Consider the following 18,382-nt stretch of genomic DNA (forward strand, 5'->3'; position numbering starts at 1 on the left):
CGTTTCGCGCTCTCGATGATTGAAGCGTCGTGAAGGCTGCAAGGGCTCGTGCAAGCGTGCCGTTGCAGCCGTTCCCGTCAGAGTTCGTTGACCAGTTCCGGCACCAGCGCGAACAGATCGCCGACGAGGCCGTAGTCGGCCACGCTGAAGATCGGTGCTTCCGGATCCTTGTTGATCGCGACGATCACCTTCGAATCCTTCATGCCGGCCAGATGCTGGATCGCACCCGAGATGCCGACCGCGATGTATAGCTGCGGCGCGACGATCTTGCCGGTCTGGCCGACCTGATAGTCGTTCGGCACGTAGCCGGCGTCGACTGCGGCACGCGATGCGCCCAGTGCTGCCGACAGCTTGTCGGCCAGCGGCTCCAGCACCAACGCGAAGTTCTCGCCGCTGCCCAGACCGCGGCCACCCGACACGATGATCTTCGCGCTCGTGAGTTCCGGACGGTCCAGCTTCGTCACTTCGCGGCTCACGAACTGCGACTTGCCTGCATCGGCCGCCGCCTCGATCTTCTCGACCGCCGCGCTGCCGCCTTCGGCCGCCACCGGATCGAAGCCCGTCGCACGCACCGTGATGACCTTGATCGGATCGCTCGACTGCACCGTCGCGATCGCGTTGCCCGCGTAGATCGGGCGCTCGAACGTGTCGGCCGAATCGACCGCCGTGATGTCCGAGATCTGCGCGACGTCCAGCTTCGCGGCGATACGCGGTGCGATGTTCTTGCCGTAGGCGGTCGCCGGCGCGAGGATGTGCGAATAGTCCTTCGCAATGTTCAGCGCGGTCGCTTCGACGTTTTCCGCGAGGCCCGCTTCGAGCTGCGGCGCATCGGCCAGCAGCACCTTCGACACACCTGCGATCTTCGCTGCCGCGTCTGCCGCCGCTTGCGCGTTGTGGCCCGCGACCAGCACGTGGATGTCGCCGCCGATCTTCGCTGCCGCCGCCACCGTGTTCAACGTCGCGGCCTTGACCGACGCGTTGTCGTGTTCTGCAATCACCAGAATCGTCATTTTCTTGCGCTCCCTCTTACAGCACCTTGGCTTCGGTCTTCAGCTTCTCGACCAGCGTCTTCACGTCCGGCACCTTCACGCCGGCTGCGCGCTTCGGCGGCTCGACCACCTTCAGCGTCTTCAGACGCGGCGCGACGTTCACGCCCAGGTCTTCCGGCTTCACGGTTTCCAGCGGCTTCTTCTTCGCCTTCATGATGTTCGGCAGCGTCACGTAGCGCGGCTCGTTCAGGCGCAGATCGGTCGTGATCACCGCCGGCAGCGCCAGCGACAGCGTTTCAGCGCCGCCGTCGACTTCGCGTGCGACCGTTGCCTTACCGTCGGCCACCGTCACCTTCGACGCGAACGTCGCTTGCGGCAGGCCGGCCAGCGCGGCCAGCATCTGGCCCGTCTGGTTCGAATCGTCGTCGATCGCCTGCTTGCCGAGGATCACCAGTTGCGGCTGTTCCTTGTCGACCAGCGCCTTCAGGATCTTCGCGACGGCCAGCGGCTCGACGCTGTCGGTCGACTCGACGAGGATCGCGCGATCCGCGCCGATCGCCAGCGCCGTACGCAGCGTTTCCTGCGCTTGCGTGACGCCGACCGATACGGCGATCACTTCGGTCGCCACGCCCGCTTCCTTCAGGCGCACCGCTTCTTCAACGGCGATTTCGTCGAACGGGTTCATCGACATCTTCACGTTCGCGATGTCGACACCGGAATGATCGGACTTCACGCCGACCTTCACGTTCGCGTCGACCACGCGCTTGACGGGTACGAGAATCTTCATGAAAAGGTTTCCTTCGGAAATCAGTAGGAACGGGGCAGTTGCAGCACGTGCTCGGCTACGTGGCCCAAAATCATGTTGGTGGAAATCGGTGCGACCTGATACAGGCGCGTTTCGCGGAATTTGCGTTCGACGTCGTATTCGCATGCGAAACCGAAACCGCCGTGCGTCTGCAGGCACGCGTTTGCCGCTTCCCAGCTCGCCTTCGCGGCCAGGTACTTGGCCATGTTGGCCTCGACGCCCGCGTTCTGGCGCGCGTCGATCTTCTCGCACGCACGCCAGCGCATCAGGTTGGCGGCTTCCAGCTCGATGAACGATTCGGCCAGCGGAAACTGGATCCCCTGGTTCTGCCCGATCGGGCGGCCGAACACCTTGCGCTCGACCGCGTAGTCGCGGGCCTTTTCCAGGAACCAGTAACCGTCGCCGATGCACTCGGCCGCGATCAGCGTGCGCTCGGCGTTCAGGCCGTCGAAAATCACCTTCAGCCCCTTGCCCTCGGTGCCGAGCAGCGCGTCTTCCGGCAGTTCGAGATTGTCGAAGAACAGCTCGTTCGTCTCGTGGTTGACCATGTTGAGGATCGGACGCACGGTGAGGCCGTTGCCGATCGCCTTGTCCAGCTCGACGATGAAGCACGACAGGCCGTCGCTCTTCTTCTGCACCTGATCCAGCGGCGTGGTGCGCGCGAGCAGGATCAGCAGGTCGCTGTGCTGCACGCGCGAGATCCAGACCTTCTGGCCGTTGATGACCCAGCGGCCGTCCTTCTTGACTGCGGTGGTCTTGAGCTTGGTGGTATCGCTGCCGGTGGTGGGCTCGGTCACGCCCATCGACTGCACGCGCAGCTCGCCGGACGCGATGCGCGGCAGGTAACGCTGTTTCTGCGCTTCGGTGCCGCTGAACACGATGGTGTTCATCACGTACATCTGGCCGTGGCACGCGCCGGAATTGCCGCCGGAACGGTTGATCTCTTCCATGATGACCGACGCCTCGGCCATCGACAGGCCGGGGCCGTCGTATTCCTGCGGGATCAGCGCGGCCAGCCAGCCGGCCTGCGTGAGCGCGGTGACGAAGGCCTCGGGATAACCGCGCTCCTCGTCGATCTTGCGGTGGTATTCGGCCGGAAACTGGCTGCAGAGGCCGCGCACGGCATCGCGAATTTCCTGGTACTGGTCGGGGGCGGAAAAAATGGAGGCGCTCATGAATCCTGTCTCGTTTTTGGCATCGGTTAGGTCCATAATAAGTTTTGATGGATCGGTGAAAAAATAGAATTTTTTGATGGATGTATCAGTTTTCGGTATCGAGGACTCTGCGATGGATCTCAAGCAACTGCGCGCCTTCGTCACGGTGGCCGAAACCGGCAACGTCACGCGTGCGTCGAGCCTGCTGAATCTCGTGCAGCCGGCGGTGTCGCGCCAGCTGCGCCTGCTCGAGGAAGACATGGGCACCGAGCTGTTCGAGCGCGGCCGTCACGGGATGCAGCTCACGCCGTCGGGCAAGACGATGCTCGAATACGCGCGGCGCATCCTCAACGAGGTGGCGCGCGCCAAGGCCGAGATTCAGCCTACCGACGGGCCGGTCGCCGGCATCGTGAGCATCGGCCTGCTGGCCAGCACGTCGGATCTGCTGGCCACGCGGCTGGCGAGCGAGGTTGCGCGGCGTTACCCGCACATCCGCCTGCGGCTCACGATCGGCTACGCGGGGCACCTGCAGGACTGGCTCGAAGCCGGGGACGTGGACACCGCGCTGTTGTACGGGCAGAAGGAAACGCCCGCGCTGCACGTCAAGGCGCTGATCGAGGAAAGCCTGTGGGCGGTGGCCGCGCCGTCTGCCGGGCTGTCGCGCAAGCGGCCGCTCGCGCTGTCGCGCGTGGCGAGCGAGCCGTTCATCCTGCCGTCCGCGCCGCAGGGCCTGCGCGCGGCGATCGAGCACGCCGCGGCCGAAGCGGACGTGACGCTGCGGGTCGTCACCGAAACGAATGCACTGAGCGTGCAGAAGGATCTGGTCGCGCAAGGCCACGGCTGGACGATCCTGCCGGCCGTCGGCGTCACGCGGGAAGTCGAGCAGGGCACGCTGTGCGCGGCGCCGCTCGCGCCGCCGGGCATCAAGCGCACGATCGTGCTGGCGGCGCCCAGCAGCCGGCAGGCCACGGCGCCGGTCCGCTGCGTGGTCGCCGTACTGCTCGACTGCGTGAAGGCCACGTTCGACGAGGGCCACTGGCCCGATGCGCGCTGGCTGGGCTAGGGCGACCAACGCGCACCCCGGCGGGCGGGCCCGGCCGGGGTGTGCCAGCGCCAGCACCGGCGCCGGCAGGCTGCGGCTCGCATGCGCGAGCCGCGCAACGCTTACTTCAACGGCATGCAGATGCGCGTCTGCAACCGGGCGGGCGGCGTGGTGCGCGGGTCGTTCAGGTATTGCTCGAACATCGGGAAGTCGGCGGGCACCATGCCGCTGGCGGGCAGCCATTCCGAAAACATCCAGTTGTACGGCTGGTCCATTTCGTTGTACGGCCCGGTGTAGGTCAGGATCGCGCAGCGGCCGGCGGGAATCTCGAAGCGTTCCAGCTCGTCGCCCAGGTCGGCATCGGGCGCGACGGACATGCCGGCCATCGAGCGCAGCCGGTCGGGCGGCACCTGCTCGGGATCGTCGAAATACACGCCGAAGCCGATCGCTTCGGGGCGCGCCAGGCCACGGCCGGCGGCCAGCATGAACGCGCGGGTGAAGACCGGACCGATTTCCTGATAACTGCCGCGATGGGGCAACGCGGCCAGCACGGCGCCGGGGAAGGTTTCGATGGTGACGGGATACATGCCGAGCTCCTTGGGATTGAACGGAACGGAGCGGGCCGCGCGGTAGCGCCCCGGCGACATGCCGAAGGTCGCACCGAACGCGCGGTTGAAGGCAGCGTCCGACGCATAGCCGGCGCGCTGCGCAACGTCGCGCAATGGCGCCCCGGTCCCGCCCAGTGCGACCGCCGCGCGGTGCATGCGAATGCGCTGCACGGTGGCGTTCACCGTCTCGCCGATCATCGCGCGGTAGACGCGGTGAAAGTGATACGGCGACAAGCACGCGAGGTCGGCCAGCAGATACAGATCCGGGTCGGCGTCGGGGTGGCTTGCCAGCCAGCGCAGGACAGGGTCCATGCGCCGGGCGTACTGGGTAAGGGTTCGGGGTTTCAATTGCGGGCTCCTGGAGGAGCAATGTAGGGTCGGCGGGTTTGCAGATTTTGCGGTTTTCGGCGGGCGCGGGGAAGGGGGCGTGTGCCGGCTCGCGCACGCGTGACCGGCGCGGCGCGGGCAGGGAAAGGCGGGGCGGCAGCGGCCTACAGCCGTTCCAGCAATTGCCGCCGCATGAGCTTGCCGTTGCTGTTGAACGGCAGTTTGTCGATGGGGATGATGCGCGCGGGATGCTTGTACGGCGCGAGTTGCTCGCGCAAATACCGGCGCAACGCGCGTTCGTCCAGCGGATGCGCGGCATCGAGCTCGACGAATGCGATGACGGCCTCGTTGCCGTCCCTTTCTTTCTGCCCGACGACGGCCGAGTTCAGGATGCCCGGGAAACGGTTGAGCGCCTGTTCCACTTCGCCCGGATACACGTTGAACCCGGAGCGGATGATCATCTCCTTGAGCCGCCCGACGATGAACAGCGCGCCGTCGTCGTGCAGTTCGCCCAGGTCGCCCGATGCGTACCAGCCGCCATCGCGCATCACGTCGGCGGTGGCCTGCGGGTCGCGGAAATAACCGGGCATCAGGCCCGTGCCGCGCAGCCAGATTTCACCGCGCGCGCCGGCGGGCAGCGTCCGGCCGCTGGCCGGATCGACGATGCGCAACTCGGCGCCCGGGAATGCGTAGCCCGCGCTGGTATCGCCGCGCGTTTCGCCGAGGCGGGTGGCGTGCAGCGAGCCCGCGTATTCCGACAGGCCGTAGCCGTGATGCAGCGGCTGCCCGAACAACGCCTCGACCTGCTGCTTGAGCGCCATGTCGAGCGGCCCGGCGCCAGCGTAGAGATAGCGCAGGCAGGGCGCGTCGGGGCGGGCGATACGATGTTCCGCGCAATACCGCAGCAGCCGGGAGAACAGCATCGGCGGACCCTGCACCTGGCTCACGCCCCGGTGAGCCAGCGCGTCGAACAGCTCCGCCGGTTCGAACTGCGGCCGCATTTCCAGCGCCGCGCCTGCGTGCAGCGACGCCAGCAGCACCGTGCCGAGACCGAAGATGTGCGTCATCGGCGCGTAGGCGTAGACGCGGTCGTCGGGGCCCAGCGCGCGCGATTCGGCCGATACGCGCGCGAAATGCAGCACGCCGCGGTGTGTCATCATCACGCCCTTGGGCGCGCCCGTGGTTCCGGACGTGAAGATGATGGCCGCCACGTCGCTCGCCAGCGGCTCCGGTTCGACCCGCGCCGCGGCATGCACGGCGCTGCGTGTGAGGCCGTTCACGCATGATGGGCGGGCACCGTGCCGCGCCGCGTGCGCGCCGGCCGCCGGCGACACGCCCGACGTGAAGTACAGCACGCGCGCATCGGCCTTGAGCGCGAACGCGTCGACTTCGCCCGGCGCCATGCGCGCATTGACGCCGCACGACCACGCGCCGACGCGGCTGCACGCGATCAGCAGCGCGGCATGTTCGGCGCAGTTGTCGGCCACCACCAGCACGCGGTCGCCGCGGCGCACGCCGTCGTCCCGCAGCTCGCGTTCGAGCGCGTCGGCCAGCGTGCCGACGTCCGCGTAGCTCAGGCTGCGATCGGGGAGATGGATGAACGGGCGCCCGGGGGCCTCGGCCAGCCAGCGATCCAGCAATTCATGAATGCGTGCGGTCATGCGCGATGCTCCTCGTCCCTTACTTCGATACGCATGCGACGGCCGGCCGGCTCAGGCGAAGCGCACCAGGTCGTCCACGCCGGCACGCGTGGTGCGGAACTGGTTGACCGGATGCGCGTCTTCCGCGTAGCCGAACGAGATGCCGCAAATCATGTGCTGCGTATCGGGAATGTCGAAATACTCGCGCACGAACCGGGCATGACGCGCCAGCGCGCCCTGCGGCGTAGTCGCCACGCCGTGCGCATAGGCCGCGATCAGGAACGACGACACGAAGCCGCCGGCATCGACGAGCGCATAGGGGCCCAGTTCCGCCGGCACCGTGATGATCGCCACGTGCGGCGCGTCGAACATGCGGAAGTTGCGGAACGCCTGCTCGGCGCTGCGCTCGCTGTCCTTCGGGCCGATACCCAGCGACGAATACAGCGCAATGCCCGCGCCGCGCCGGCGTTCGCGGTAAATGCCTTCATAGCTCGGCGGGAAGGGCAGGTCCGATTCGTTTTCCGGATGATCGTTGACCCGCTGCATCAGCGCCTGCCGAAAGCGTTCGGTGCTCTCGGGCGTTTCGGTGATGACCAGTTGCCACGGTTGCACGTTGCACCACGAAGCCGAGCGGCCAGCCATGCCGACGATGCTGCGGATCAGTTCGAGGTCCAGCGCCTGGTGCCGGTACGCGCGGCAGGTCGAGCGGCCGCTCGTCAGGCGATCCAGCGCCGCGAGTTCGGAGATGGGGGATGTCATGTCAGGTGCGTCCTTGCCAGTTGCCCGGCCCGCGCGCTTCGGGGGCGCGACGGTCGCGAGCGGAAAACCACTGCGGGGAACACGCTCGACGATTGCGCCGGCGGCCGCAGGGCGGTGCGCGCGACGCTGCCGGCGGTCGTGTTCGCCCGCATCAGATGAACGTGCCTTGCGCGCGCCAGGCGTCGATGCGCGCGTCCGGCAGCCAGTCCTGCAGTGCGGCGATCGCGTTGTCGGTCGTCGGCGGCGCAGGCGGTTCGGGTTGGGCCGCGGGCGTACGCGAAAAACGCGGGCCGGGTGCCGGATGCGTGACGCCGTCCAGGTCGATGAACGTGCCGCGCGCCTTCACGTGCGGATGGTCGGGCGCTTCGTCGAAGTCGAGCACGGGCGCCACGCAGACGTCGAGATGGCCGAGCTGTTGCGCCCACTCGTCGCGCGTGCGTTCCCTGAACTTCTCGGCGAGGATCTGCTTGGCTTCGGGCCATTGCGCGCGATCCATCTGCGCCTGCAGCCGCGGATGGTCCTGCAACCCGAGCTGTTCGAGCAGCAGCCGGTAGAACTTGCCCTCGATGGGGCCGACGCTGACGTACTTGCCGTCGGCGCACGCGTACACCTCGTAGAACGGCGCGCCGGTGTCGAGCAGGTTCGTGCCGCGCGCCTTGTCGAGCATGCCGGCCGCATGCAGGCCCATCGTCACCGTCATGATCGACGCCACGCCGTCGACCATCGCGGCGTCCACCACCTGGCCCTGCCCGGAGCCGCGTGCTTCGAGGATGCCCGCGAGCAGCCCGAACGCCAGGTACAGCGAACCGCCCGCATAGTCGCCCAGCACGTTGAGCGGCGGCGTCGGCGCCTGCCCGGCGCGGCCCATCGCATGCAGCGCGCCGGTGATCGAAATGTAGTTCAGGTCGTGCCCGGCCACCTGCGACAGCGGGCCGTCCTGCCCCCATCCGGTCACGCGGCCGTAGACGAGGCGCGGGTTGCGCGCCAGGCACGGTTCGGGGCCGAGACCGAGGCGCTCCATCACGCCGGGACGAAAGCCCTCGATCAGGCCGTCGGCTCGCTCGATCAGTTCGAGCACCATTTCGACCGCGGCGGGATCTTTCAGGTCGACGCGCACGGACTTGCGATTGCGTAGGCCCAGGTCGAATTCGACGGGGCGCGGGGCGCCGAGCCCCGAAGGTTCCTTGCGGTCCACGCGGATGACGGTCGCGCCCAGGTCGGCCAGGAACATCGCGGCCAGCGGCCCTGGGCCGATGCCCGCAATCTCGACGATCCGGATGCCCGCGAGCGGGCCGCGACGGGGTGGCACGGCTGGCATGGTCAGATCACTCCCTGTTCGCGCAGTTGCTGCAGGCGATCCTCGGACAGCTTGAGCAGCCCCCGATAGATCTCGTCGTTGGCGGCGCCGAGTTCCTGCGCCGGCTGGTCGAACTGCACGGGCGTCTGCGACAGCTTGATCGGCAGGCCCATGCCCATCGCGTCGACATCGGCCAGCCCCGGGTGCTCCAGCTTGACCACCGCGCCGCGCGCCTGCAGCACCGGGTCCTTCAGCACGTCGAGCGGCGAGCGCACGGGCGCAGCCGGCACGCCGCGCTTGACTTGCAGCTCGGCGATGACTTCCTCGGTGCTGCGCCGGCTCGTCCATGCCTCGATGATCGCGTTGATCTCGGCCGCATGCTTCATGCGCGGGCCGCGCGTCGCGTAGCGCGGGTCCGTGACGATCTCCGGCCGGCCCACGGCTTCCATCAGGTTCTGGAACCAGTCGGGCTGGAACGCGACCATCGCCACGTGGCCGTCGCGCGTGCCGTAGACGCCGAACGGTACCAGCCGGTCCTGGAAATTGCCCGAGCGCTTCGAGTAGCCGTGCTTCAGGAACACGTCGAAATGCTCCTCGGCCACCAGCGACGACAGGCAGTCGAGCATCGACACCTGCACGGACTGGCCCACGCCGGTGCGGCCACGGTGAATCAGCGCGGCGAGGATGCCGTTGACGGCGTACAGCGGCGTGATCAGGTCGGCGATCGGCAGGCCCGAGCGGGTCGGCGGGCCGTCGGCGAAACCGGTCACGTCCATGATCCCCGACAGCGCCTGGACGATGATGTCCATGCCCTTCAGGTTCTTGTACGGGCTCGGTTCGCCGAACGCCTTGATCGACGCATAGACGATCCGCGGATTGACCTGGCGCACGCTCTCGTAATCCACGCCCAGGCGCGCCGTCACGCCCTCGCTGGCGTTTTCGATGACGACGTCGGATTCCTTGACCAGCTCCATGAACAGCGCCTTGCCCTGTTCCGATTTCAGGTCGAGCGTGATGCTTTTCTTGTTGCGTGCGCGGTTGAGGATGGTCAGCGACACCTCGTCGTCGCCCTTGACGCCGAAGTGGACGCCGTCCTTGCCGACATAGGGGGGATTGTTGCGCGCGATGTCGCCGCCGCCCGGCGATTCGACGCGGATCACTTCGGCACCCATGCCACCCAGCAGCAGCGATCCGTACGGGCCGGCCAGGGCCACGGTCAGATCGAGCACTCGGATACCTTCCAACGGTCTTGCAGCTGACATGCTTGTCTCCTGAAACTGGCCTGCGGCCGGTGCGCGGCCCGAATGCGCCGGTGCGCGGCTCGCAGACAGCTCTTTATGCCTGTTCGATGCCCGACGTTTCCCGAACCGGGAAAACGTCGGCGGATTACCGGATTCAATAAGACTTCGGCAACCCGAGCTTGCGCTCGGCAATGTTCGACAGAATGAGTTGCGGGGTGACAGGGGCAATGTAGCCGATCCACGCCTCGCGCATGAACCGCTCGACGTGATACTCCTTCGCATAACCGAAGCCGCCGTGCGTGAGGATCGACGTCTGGCACGCATTCATGCACGCTTCGGACGCCAGCAGCTTCGCCGCGTTCGCCTCCGAGCCGCACGGTTGCCCCCGGTCGTATAGGTCCGCCGCCGCGAAGATCATGTGGTTCGCCGCTTCCAGCTCCGCCCAGTTGCGCGCGAGCGGATGCTGCACGCCCTGGTTTTGCCCGATCGGGCGGCCGAACACGACGCGCTCCTTCGCGTATTGCGTCGCGAGGTTGAGCACCGCGCGGCCGATACCGACCTGCTCGACGGCCACCAGCACGCGCTCGGCGTTCATCCCGTGGAAGATGTAGCTCAGGCCCTTGCCTTCCTCGCCGATCAGTTCGTCCTTCGACACCGGCAGGTCGTCGATGAACAGCTCGTTGGTATCGACCGCCGCGCGGCCGAGCTTGTCGATCTCGCGGATGTCGACATAGCGGCGATCGAGCTTCGTGTAGAACAGGCTCAGCCCCTCGCTGTGCTTCTTCACTTCCTCGATCGGCGTGGTGCGCGCGAGGATCAGCATGTGGTCGGCCACCTGCGCGGTCGAGATGAAGACCTTCTTGCCCGAGATCAGGTAATTGCCGTCGGGCTGCTTCTTCGCGACCACCTTGAGTTTCGTGGTGTCGAGGCCCGTGTCCGGCTCGGTCACCGCGAAACAGGCCTTGTGTTCGCCGCGCGCGAACGGCGGCAGCCACGCCTTCTTCTGCGCTTCCGTGCCGAAATGCACGACCGGCTGCAGCCCGAAGATGTTCATGTGGATGGTCGACGCCGCCGCCTGCCCGCCGCATTCGGCGACCGTGCGCATGAACAGCGCCGCTTCCGTCACGCCGAGGTTCGCGCCGCCCACGTCTTCCGGCATGCAGATGCCGAGCCAGCCGCCGCTCGCGACGGCCGTGAAGAACTCGTGCGGGAATTCGTGATTCTTGTCCTTGTTGCGCCAGTATTCGAGCGGAAAGTCCGCGCAGATCTTCTGCGCGGCATCGACGATCGCGACCTGGTCGGGGCTCAGTTGGTAGTCCATGTCAAATTCTCCTGCGGGAACGAGGTCAAGCCTGGCCGGCGGGGCGCAGCATCATCAGGCCCGTGCGCACGGCCGTGCACACGATCTCGTCGCGCTGGTTGCGGGCCACGTGCTTGAAGGTGACGATGCCCGAATCGGTGCGGCTCTTCGACAGGCGCGCCTCGACGATCTCGGTCTCGACGCGGATCGTGTCGCCGTGGAAAGTCGGCTTCGGGAACGCGATCTCGCCGAAGCCCAGATTGCCGAGCGTCGTGCCGAGCGTCGTTTCGTACACGGTGATGCCGGCCACCAGCGCGAGCAGGAACATGCTGTTCACGAGGCGCTGGCCGTACATCGTGTTCTTGCTGTATTCGGCGTCGATGTGCAGCGGCGCGCAGTTGTAGGTCATCGCCGAGAACAGCACGTTGTCGGTCTCGGTCACCGTGCGGCGGATCGCATGCTCGATCACCATGCCGGGCTTGAATTCTTCGAAGTAGAGGCCTGCCATTTTGTGTCTCCTGACGTATTCGGGTGGGTAATCAGCGGTTGAACGACTGCGCGAGCGCGATGATTTCGCGTGCCGTTTTCGCGTGGGCGATGTCGATGTGCTCGCCGTCATAGATGCACGACGCGCGGCCTTCCGCCTGGGCCTGGTCGAGCGCGTCGATCATCCCCTGGTAGAACGCGACTTCCTCTTCGGTGGGGCTGTAGGTGCGGTTGACGATCTCGACGTTCGACGGGTGCAGCACCAGCTCGCCGCTCATGCCGAGCTGGCGATCGTTCGCCGACGAGACCTTGAGGCCGTCGAGGTCGTGCACCTGCTGCCACACGCCGCCGATCGGCAGCTTGCCGGCGGCGCGCGCGGCCATCACGATGCGCGACTTCAGGAACTGGGTTTCGCGGCCTTCAAGCGACCAGACGGTCTTCAGCGCGCGCGCCACGTCGGCGTTCTTGGCCGTCGCGCCCACGATCGCGGGCACCCGTTCGTGCTGCGCGATTTCATACGCGAGTTGCAGCGAGCGGGCGGTTTCCAGCAGCGGAATCACCTTGGTATGGCCGACCTCGACGCCGGCGCGGTACTCGGCTTCGGCCAGCATCGACGCCACGGTGTGGATGTCTTCCGGCCCGCAGGGCTTCGAGATCACGATGCCCTCGACCACCGGGTTCACGATGGCCAGGATGTCGTCGAAGTCGTACAGGTGCGCGCTGCGGTTGATGCGCACCCAGACGCGCTGCTTCTGCTCGGCCAGCCAGGCCAGCTTGGAGCGGACGATCTCGCGCGCCTCGACTTTCTGCGCCGGCGGCACGCTGTCCTCGAGGTCGAGGATCAGCGCATCGGCGCCGGACTGAATGGACTTCTCGATCCAGGTCGGCTTGTTGCCCGGAACGAAAAGGAAGGAACGGATCGGTTTCATCTGCGTCGTCATGACTGTCTCGGCCTGTTGTTGGGGGGCATCGGATACATGCGTCAGGTTTTACCTAACAACTGGTAGTTAGTTTGATGCGCAAATGCCGAGACCGTCATTGGGGTTTATACCGAGACGCAGACGCTGTGGTGCTGCGGCGCGCACGCCGGTTCCGGGTTCGAGGGCGGCGCACGGTGGGGGTCGGCCGCGGGGCAGGGCGCGGCAATCAGCGCGACGCTGGCCCCGCGCCGGAGAAGAACAGGGTGCAAAGCTGGTCGGCGACCCGCTCCAGCGGGCCCTTTTGCGGGTTGAACCACGACTGGATCGAGTTGATGCTGCCCAGGATGTGGATGCGCGCGAGGGGAATGTCCACGTCGTCGCGGAGCCTGCCTTCGGCACGCAGGTCTTCCAGCAACCCGTTCCAGAGCGTCTGGTGATGTTCGCGCCGCACGACCTGCCGTTCGCGGATCGTGTCGGGCAACTGGCCCAGCAGCCGGCCGTGCGCGACCGCGAAATCGCCGTGCATGACGAGGCCGCGCATCTGCCCGAGTACCGCCGCACGGAACCGTTGCTCGGCGGTGGCGCCGGCGCCGAGTGCGTCCAGCTGCTCGTTCAGGTGATGGAGGATGTGCAGGGCACCTTGCTCCATCACCGCTTCGACGAGTTCTTCCTTCGACGAGAAGTGGTAGTAGATGCTCGCGGCCTCGATGCCGGCCTGATCGGCGATGTTGCGCATCGTCGTGGCCGAATAGCCTTGCAGGCCGAACGTGCGGGCGGCAAAACGGATCAGCGATTCACGCGTCTCGCACGTACCGGCGGAATTCGATTTCGATCGTTTGGCCATTCCCCTGGTTGCCTGTACATGGTGAGTCATGCCGACATACTAACAGTAGTTAGGTTGATACCAGGAGAATCGAAATGCGCGAACGGATCGCCGCGCGAAGCAGGCGATCCGTTCGTTGTCCGTCCGGCCGGCCGGCACGATGCGCGGTTGCGCGCGCCGGCCGTGTACCGGTCGTGGTTCGCGTTACAGCGTGCCCTTGAAGAACGGCGCGAGCACGGAGACGGCTTCGTCGACGTATTGCGGGACGTCGTACAGCGACATGTGGTTCGCGCCTTCGACCACATGGAAGCGCTTGTCCGCGCTGGCGGCACGTGCGAACAGGTCGTCGCTCATCCACTTGCTGCCCGCGACGCTGCCGGCCACGATCTGCAGCGGCTGCGTGAGGAATGCTTCAGCCTTGTTGTACGCGTCGTACGTGATGATCTGGTTGAGGCTGCGGGCGGTCATGAAGCCGGGTGCGTTCGGGTGTTCGCAGCGCGGCGTATGGTAGTACTCCCATGCTTCTTCCAGTTCCTTGTTCGGTGCGTCTTCCTTGCGCATCGGCGCGAGCGGCAGCGTGGCCAGTTGCGCGCCCGACGCATCGCTGGTGCGTGCCTGCGAACCGTGCGCGATGTACGGGATCGCATCGGCGTCCTTCACGTTGTTTTCCCAGCCATTGCGGAACATCGAACCGATGTTGACCGCGCTGACCGTGCCGAGCGCCTTGATGCGCCGGTCGTTGATGGCCGCGTTGGCCGCGTAGCCGCCGCCCGCGCAGATCCCCATCGCGCCGATCCGCTCGACGTCGACGTACGGCAGCGTGGTCAGGTAGTCGACCACCGCGCTGACGTCTTCCGTGCGGATATACGGGTTTTCGAGCTGGCGCGGTTCGCCGGTGCTTTCGCCTTGATACGACGCGTCGAACGCGATCGCGACAAGACCGTTCTCGGCCAGTTTCTGCGCGTACAGGCCGGCCGTCTGTTCCTTCACGCCGCCGCCCGGATGCGCGACGACGACGGCCGGGTATTTCGCGTTCGAATCGAAACCGGCGGGAACGTGGATCACGGCGGCAATCGTGACGCCCTGGCCGTTCAGGTTCTTGAAGTTGACTTTCTGCATGATGGGTAACTCCAGTGGTGGGTGGCAACGAGGTGATGTGATGCCATGGTAGGCAAGAAATTGATTCAGATATATGGGCTAAAACAGACTTCAGTGTTAAGTCTGCCTTTACAGAATCTAAGGCACACGCTTCGCCACGATGCGTTGCCCAAGGCCGCGATTGTTAAGGCTGGCATACGACTGATGTCAGATTTGCGCGCTTGAGTAATGCCAATCGGCCCCTACGATAGGAGGGTCCGCCGCACCACCGGCCCGGGCCGCGTGTCGCGAGTCCAGCGTCGGTGAGGCGAGCGCCACATCACCGCGGCGTCGAGCCGCACGTTCCACTCCATGCCGCACCGTGAACGCACCGCGTGCGGCAGCCAATCAGGGATTCCCATGACTCAAGCATTTCAGACGCTGTTCCAGCCGCTTACGTTTCCGAACGGCGTCACGTTCCGCAACCGCGTGCTGATGGCGCCGATGACTACCTGGTCGTCGCATCCGGACGGCACGATTTCCGATCAGGAACTCGAGTATTACCGCCGCCGCGCGAACGGCGTCGGCGCGGTGCTGACCGGCTGCACGCACGTGACGGAAAACGGCATCGGCTTCACCGACGAATTCGCGGCGCACGACGATCGTTACGTGCCGAGCCTGCGCAAGCTGGCGGACGCCGCGAAAAGCGGCGGGGCGCCCGCGATCCTTCAGATCTTTCACGCAGGCAACAAGGCCGTGCCGGCGCTCGTGCCGGATGGCGTGCTCGTCAGCGCGAGCGCGATGAAGGCGCCGCCGGGGCCGTTCAACAGCGGCGAGCTCGAGAGCCGCGCGCTGACCCACGACGAAATCGGCGAGATGATCCACGCGTTCGGCGAAACCACGCGACGTGCGATCGAAGCCGGTTTCGACGGCGTCGAACTGCACGGCGCGCACGGCTTCCTGATCCAGAATTTCTTCTCGCCGCGCTTCAATCGGCGCACCGATGCATGGGGCGGCTCGCTCGAGAACCGGATGCGTTTCCCGCTTGCGCTGGTTGCCGAACTCAAGCGCGTGATCGCGCTGCATGCGGATCGTCCGTTCGTGCTCGGTTACCGGATCTCGCCGGAAGAACCCGATGCGGACGGGCTGCGCATCGACGATGCGCTGACGCTGGTCGATCGCCTGATCGTCGCGGGCGTTGACTACATCCACGTGTCGCTGACGGACTTGCTGAATGCGAAACCGCTCGATGCGAGCGACGAGCGCCGCACGATCGAGCGCGTCGCCGCCATCGTGCAGGGCCGCGTGCCGCTGATGGCGGCCGGCACGATCAGGACGCCCGAGCAGGCGGAAGCCGCGCTTGCGCTGGGCGTGTCAGTGGTGGCGGTGGGCAAGGGGCTCGTGATGAACCCCGGCTGGGTCGAGCATGCAAAGCGGGGCGACGCCGCAGCGATCAATACGCAGTTGAATCCGGCCGACGTGCCGCAGCTCGGGATTCCCGACAAGCTGTGGGGTGTCATCGACGCGACGACCGGCTGGTTCCCGGTACAGCGCGACACGCGTCCGGCCGCCTGAAGCAGCGATGCCGCCGACGGGGAAACCCGACGGCGGCATCGGTCGCGGCGCCTACAACGTGAGCTGCAGGCTAGGGCGAATCTCGAGCTCATTGACGAGCACGCCCGGCGGTTGCGCGAAGCTGTACACCAGCGCACGGGCGACGTCGTCGGGCAGCAATGCACCGATCGCGTCGCGACGCTCGCGCATCGCTTCGGCCGGGACGTTGTGCCCCCATTCGGTATGCACAGCGCCGGGGTAGATCAGCGACACACGGATGCCGTCGCCGGCCAGTTCCTGCCGCAAGCCTTCGCAAAAGCCGCCGACCGCGAACTTGGTCGCGCAGTACACGGCCCAGTTCGGTGCGCCCGTCTTGCCGCCGACGCTGGACACGGTAGAAATCATCGCGCCCGCGCGACCCTTCATCAACGGAATGGCCGCGTGCGTGCAATGCAGCATGCCGTACAGGTTCGCGTCGATTTGCGTACGCCATTCATCGGGCCGGCTGTGTTCGAACGCACCGGCGATGCCCATGCCCGCGTTGTTGAACAACAGATCGAGCCCGCCGAAGTGCGCACGCACGGTGTCGAACAGCGCGGCGACCTGGGCGGCGTCGGAGACGTCCGCCGCCACGGCAAGCGCCGCATCGCCCAGCTCGGCGGCGAGCGTGTCGATCCGTTCCTTCCGCCGCGCGGTCAGGACGACCTTCATGCCTTCGGCGACCAGCAGGCGCGCGGCCGCTTCGCCGATGCCGCTCGACGCACCGGTAATCACGGCGATCTTGCCGTTCAGCTCCTGCAACTTCATCCGTGTCACCTCTTACATGAAGTACGGCTTGTCGCCGTCGCTGCCGGGCTGGTTGACGCCGAGGTTCTCGCCCACGTGCAACTCGGGCGAAGCGACGATCCGCACGATCAGGTCGCCCACGCTCTTGCGCGACACCACGGTGCCCTTGAACGGTTCGTTCCTGCCCGTGAGTTCGTAGTCGATTTCGTCTTCGTCCGTCAGCCAGGCCGGGCGCAGGATCGTGTACTGCAGGCCGGATGCTTCGATCGCGTCGGCCGAGCGGCGGTACGGCTTGAGGTCTTCGCCGATGATCGCGTTGTTCCAGTCGCCGAACTTGCCGGGCACTTCGTCGTAGATACCGAGCGACAGCACGAAGACGAGGCGCTTGACGCCCGCCGCCTGCATCGCAGCGATCACGCTCGCCGCTTGCGTGTCGAGGTTCGCGCCGGCCAGGTTCGCGTAGACGATGTCCTGCCCTTGCACGGTGTTCAGCAGCAGCGTCCGGTCGAGCACGTCGCCGGTCACGACCCGCGCGTTCGCCGGCGTATCGCCGAGATTTTTGGGGTTGCGCACGAGCAAGGTCTGACTGATGTTCCTGTCGGCCGCGAGTGCGTCGATCACCCAGCGGGCGATCTGGCCGTTGGCGCCCAGAATGAGGACGTGCTTCACGAGATGACTCCTTTTACGATGATTGCGATAGGTCGGCCGGCATGCGGGCCGGCGCGCACGCGGCGCGCCCGATCTCCCGGCGCGCCGGTCGAGCCCGTCATGCGCCGATATAGGCGCCGTTGTCGACCACCAGCACGCGGCCGGTTACTGCCCGGCTCAGGTCGCTGGCGAAATAGAGGATCGCGTTGGCCTGGTCGGCCGGCTGCGTGAAGGGCAGTTCCTGGTTCGCGTATTTGCCCGCGTATTCCACCATCGTCGTGCCGCCCGGCAGTTCTCCTGCCGCCCAAGCCTGGGCCATCGGCGTGTCCGTATTGCCGGGCGCCACCGCGTTGCAGCGAATGCCGGTGCCCGAGAAGCGCACGGCGATGTTGGTCGTCATCGTGTTCACCGCGCCCTTGGTCGACGTGTAGGCCACGCCGCCGACCGGCAACGAGCCGTTGATCGACGTGACGTTCACGATCACCCCTTCGTTGCGCGGCAGATAGTGCTGGATCGCTTCGCGGCAGAAGCGGAACACGCCCGCGTAGTTGACCTGCACGACCTGGTCGAAGTGCTCGTCCGAGCATTCCTCGATGGAAACCATGTCGCCGTAACCGGCGTTGTTGACCAGGATGTCGACCTGGCCGAAGGCTTCGATGGCCTGCGCAAAGACCGTCTTCGGCGCGCCCGGGTCGGCCGAGTCGGCCAGCACGCCGATGGCCTTGCCGCCGGCCGCGACGATGCCGTTCACGGCCGCGTCGAGATCAGCCTGCTTGCGTGCGGTCAGCACGACGTTGGCGCCTTCCTGCGCGAACAGTTGTGCAGTCGCGAGGCCGATACCCTTGCTGGCGCCGGTGATGATGGCGGTCTTTCCGGAAAGCAGTGATTTCATGGGAAATGATTTCGTATGGTCAAAAGAAAACGGG

General features: G+C 66.3%; 18 protein-coding genes. 2 read left to right on the forward strand and 16 right to left on the reverse strand.

Features of this window, described 5'->3' with window-relative positions; translation table 11 throughout:
* Window positions 1-77: 77 nt before the first annotated feature.
* The 3 genes from ACWMMN_RS34995 to ACWMMN_RS35005 are packed head-to-tail and all read right to left on the reverse strand — an operon-like array spanning window position 78 to window position 2,969.
* Window positions 78-1,010 (reverse strand): electron transfer flavoprotein subunit alpha/FixB family protein, encoded by a 933-nt coding sequence (locus tag ACWMMN_RS34995; RefSeq protein ID WP_059241683.1) that lies wholly within the window; start codon window positions 1,008-1,010, stop codon window positions 78-80.
* 16 nt (window positions 1,011-1,026) lie between these two features.
* Window positions 1,027-1,776, reverse strand: a complete 750-nt coding sequence (locus ACWMMN_RS35000; protein ID WP_486424136.1) for an electron transfer flavoprotein subunit beta/FixA family protein — start codon at window positions 1,774-1,776, stop codon at window positions 1,027-1,029.
* Window positions 1,777-1,796: 20 nt separating this feature from the next.
* Window positions 1,797-2,969 carry an acyl-CoA dehydrogenase family protein gene (locus ACWMMN_RS35005; RefSeq protein WP_059241687.1) on the reverse strand — a complete coding sequence of 391 codons (1,173 nt, stop codon included), beginning with the start codon at window positions 2,967-2,969 and terminating at the stop codon, window positions 1,797-1,799.
* Window positions 2,970-3,081: 112 nt separating this feature from the next.
* Between ACWMMN_RS35005 and ACWMMN_RS35010 the strand changes: the two genes are divergently transcribed.
* A complete protein-coding gene (locus ACWMMN_RS35010; RefSeq protein WP_059241689.1) occupies window positions 3,082-4,011 on the forward strand; it encodes a LysR family transcriptional regulator in 930 nt (309 codons plus the stop codon).
* 101 nt (window positions 4,012-4,112) lie between these two features.
* Here ACWMMN_RS35010 and ACWMMN_RS35015 read toward each other — a convergent pair whose 3' ends face one another.
* The 10 genes from ACWMMN_RS35015 to ACWMMN_RS35060 all read right to left on the reverse strand — a co-directional run bounded on the left by ACWMMN_RS35015 (window position 4,113) and on the right by ACWMMN_RS35060 (window position 14,510).
* Window positions 4,113-4,946 carry an AraC family transcriptional regulator gene (locus ACWMMN_RS35015; RefSeq protein WP_059241691.1) on the reverse strand — a complete coding sequence of 278 codons (834 nt, stop codon included), beginning with the start codon at window positions 4,944-4,946 and terminating at the stop codon, window positions 4,113-4,115.
* A gap of 143 nt (window positions 4,947-5,089) precedes the next feature.
* Window positions 5,090-6,586 (reverse strand): class I adenylate-forming enzyme family protein, encoded by a 1,497-nt coding sequence (locus ACWMMN_RS35020; RefSeq protein ID WP_486424137.1) that lies wholly within the window; start codon window positions 6,584-6,586, stop codon window positions 5,090-5,092.
* Window positions 6,587-6,637: 51 nt separating this feature from the next.
* Window positions 6,638-7,324: a nitroreductase family protein gene (locus ACWMMN_RS35025; RefSeq protein ID WP_486424138.1), complete on the reverse strand. Its 687-nt coding sequence runs from the start codon at window positions 7,322-7,324 to the stop codon at window positions 6,638-6,640.
* A 151-nt stretch (window positions 7,325-7,475) separates the two neighbouring features.
* Window positions 7,476-8,642 (reverse strand): CaiB/BaiF CoA transferase family protein, encoded by a 1,167-nt coding sequence (locus tag ACWMMN_RS35030; protein WP_486424139.1) that lies wholly within the window; start codon window positions 8,640-8,642, stop codon window positions 7,476-7,478.
* Between the two features lie 2 nt (window positions 8,643-8,644).
* Window positions 8,645-9,883 carry a CaiB/BaiF CoA transferase family protein gene (locus ACWMMN_RS35035; protein WP_486424140.1) on the reverse strand — a complete coding sequence of 413 codons (1,239 nt, stop codon included), beginning with the start codon at window positions 9,881-9,883 and terminating at the stop codon, window positions 8,645-8,647.
* 133 nt (window positions 9,884-10,016) lie between these two features.
* Complete coding sequence (locus ACWMMN_RS35040; RefSeq protein ID WP_256087388.1) at window positions 10,017-11,183, reverse strand: acyl-CoA dehydrogenase family protein; 1,167 nt, start codon at window positions 11,181-11,183, stop codon at window positions 10,017-10,019.
* A 25-nt stretch (window positions 11,184-11,208) separates the two neighbouring features.
* Window positions 11,209-11,670, reverse strand: coding sequence for a MaoC family dehydratase (locus ACWMMN_RS35045; protein ID WP_031397797.1), 462 nt, complete (start codon window positions 11,668-11,670; stop codon window positions 11,209-11,211).
* 31 nt (window positions 11,671-11,701) lie between these two features.
* Window positions 11,702-12,589 carry an HpcH/HpaI aldolase/citrate lyase family protein gene (locus ACWMMN_RS35050; protein ID WP_060326858.1) on the reverse strand — a complete coding sequence of 296 codons (888 nt, stop codon included), beginning with the start codon at window positions 12,587-12,589 and terminating at the stop codon, window positions 11,702-11,704.
* Window positions 12,590-12,794: 205 nt separating this feature from the next.
* Window positions 12,795-13,412 (reverse strand): TetR/AcrR family transcriptional regulator, encoded by a 618-nt coding sequence (locus tag ACWMMN_RS35055; RefSeq protein WP_256087391.1) that lies wholly within the window; start codon window positions 13,410-13,412, stop codon window positions 12,795-12,797.
* A gap of 183 nt (window positions 13,413-13,595) precedes the next feature.
* Entirely contained in the window at window positions 13,596-14,510 is a 915-nt protein-coding gene (locus ACWMMN_RS35060; RefSeq protein WP_059241703.1) for an alpha/beta hydrolase, read from the reverse strand.
* Between the two features lie 378 nt (window positions 14,511-14,888).
* Between ACWMMN_RS35060 and ACWMMN_RS35065 the strand changes: the two genes are divergently transcribed.
* Window positions 14,889-16,043, forward strand: a complete 1,155-nt coding sequence (locus tag ACWMMN_RS35065) for an NADH-dependent flavin oxidoreductase (protein ID WP_486424141.1) — start codon at window positions 14,889-14,891, stop codon at window positions 16,041-16,043.
* 51 nt (window positions 16,044-16,094) lie between these two features.
* Here ACWMMN_RS35065 and ACWMMN_RS35070 read toward each other — a convergent pair whose 3' ends face one another.
* From ACWMMN_RS35070 to ACWMMN_RS35080, 3 genes are all read right to left on the reverse strand, one after another.
* Window positions 16,095-16,829, reverse strand: coding sequence for an SDR family oxidoreductase (locus ACWMMN_RS35070; RefSeq protein ID WP_059241706.1), 735 nt, complete (start codon window positions 16,827-16,829; stop codon window positions 16,095-16,097).
* Between the two features lie 12 nt (window positions 16,830-16,841).
* Complete coding sequence (locus ACWMMN_RS35075; RefSeq protein ID WP_486424142.1) at window positions 16,842-17,477, reverse strand: SDR family oxidoreductase; 636 nt, start codon at window positions 17,475-17,477, stop codon at window positions 16,842-16,844.
* Window positions 17,478-17,574: 97 nt separating this feature from the next.
* Window positions 17,575-18,348: an SDR family NAD(P)-dependent oxidoreductase gene (locus tag ACWMMN_RS35080; RefSeq protein WP_486424143.1), complete on the reverse strand. Its 774-nt coding sequence runs from the start codon at window positions 18,346-18,348 to the stop codon at window positions 17,575-17,577.
* Between the last annotated feature and the right edge of the window lie 34 nt (window positions 18,349-18,382).

It is taken from the genome of Burkholderia cepacia complex sp. TUM26381, from assembly GCF_057439935.1.

What these genes read in the sequence shown, in the direction of transcription:
- ACWMMN_RS34995 (WP_059241683.1), bottom strand. Translation starts at nt 1,010, where the DNA reads ATGACGATTCTGGTGATTGCAGAACACGACAACGCGTCGGTCAAGGCC.
- ACWMMN_RS35000 (WP_486424136.1), bottom strand. Translation starts at nt 1,776, where the DNA reads ATGAAGATTCTCGTACCCGTCAAGCGCGTGGTCGACGCGAACGTGAAG.
- ACWMMN_RS35005 (WP_059241687.1), bottom strand. Translation starts at nt 2,969, where the DNA reads ATGAGCGCCTCCATTTTTTCCGCCCCCGACCAGTACCAGGAAATTCGC.
- ACWMMN_RS35010 (WP_059241689.1), top strand. Translation starts at nt 3,082, where the DNA reads ATGGATCTCAAGCAACTGCGCGCCTTCGTCACGGTGGCCGAAACCGGC.
- ACWMMN_RS35020 (WP_486424137.1), bottom strand. Translation starts at nt 6,586, where the DNA reads ATGACCGCACGCATTCATGAATTGCTGGATCGCTGGCTGGCCGAGGCC.
- ACWMMN_RS35025 (WP_486424138.1), bottom strand. Translation starts at nt 7,324, where the DNA reads ATGACATCCCCCATCTCCGAACTCGCGGCGCTGGATCGCCTGACGAGC.
- ACWMMN_RS35030 (WP_486424139.1), bottom strand. Translation starts at nt 8,642, where the DNA reads ATGCCAGCCGTGCCACCCCGTCGCGGCCCGCTCGCGGGCATCCGGATC.
- ACWMMN_RS35035 (WP_486424140.1), bottom strand. Translation starts at nt 9,883, where the DNA reads ATGTCAGCTGCAAGACCGTTGGAAGGTATCCGAGTGCTCGATCTGACC.
- ACWMMN_RS35040 (WP_256087388.1), bottom strand. Translation starts at nt 11,183, where the DNA reads ATGGACTACCAACTGAGCCCCGACCAGGTCGCGATCGTCGATGCCGCG.
- ACWMMN_RS35045 (WP_031397797.1), bottom strand. Translation starts at nt 11,670, where the DNA reads ATGGCAGGCCTCTACTTCGAAGAATTCAAGCCCGGCATGGTGATCGAG.
- ACWMMN_RS35050 (WP_060326858.1), bottom strand. Translation starts at nt 12,589, where the DNA reads ATGACGACGCAGATGAAACCGATCCGTTCCTTCCTTTTCGTTCCGGGC.
- ACWMMN_RS35055 (WP_256087391.1), bottom strand. Translation starts at nt 13,412, where the DNA reads ATGGCCAAACGATCGAAATCGAATTCCGCCGGTACGTGCGAGACGCGT.
- ACWMMN_RS35060 (WP_059241703.1), bottom strand. Translation starts at nt 14,510, where the DNA reads ATGCAGAAAGTCAACTTCAAGAACCTGAACGGCCAGGGCGTCACGATT.
- ACWMMN_RS35065 (WP_486424141.1), top strand. Translation starts at nt 14,889, where the DNA reads ATGACTCAAGCATTTCAGACGCTGTTCCAGCCGCTTACGTTTCCGAAC.
- ACWMMN_RS35070 (WP_059241706.1), bottom strand. Translation starts at nt 16,829, where the DNA reads ATGAAGTTGCAGGAGCTGAACGGCAAGATCGCCGTGATTACCGGTGCG.
- ACWMMN_RS35080 (WP_486424143.1), bottom strand. Translation starts at nt 18,348, where the DNA reads ATGAAATCACTGCTTTCCGGAAAGACCGCCATCATCACCGGCGCCAGC.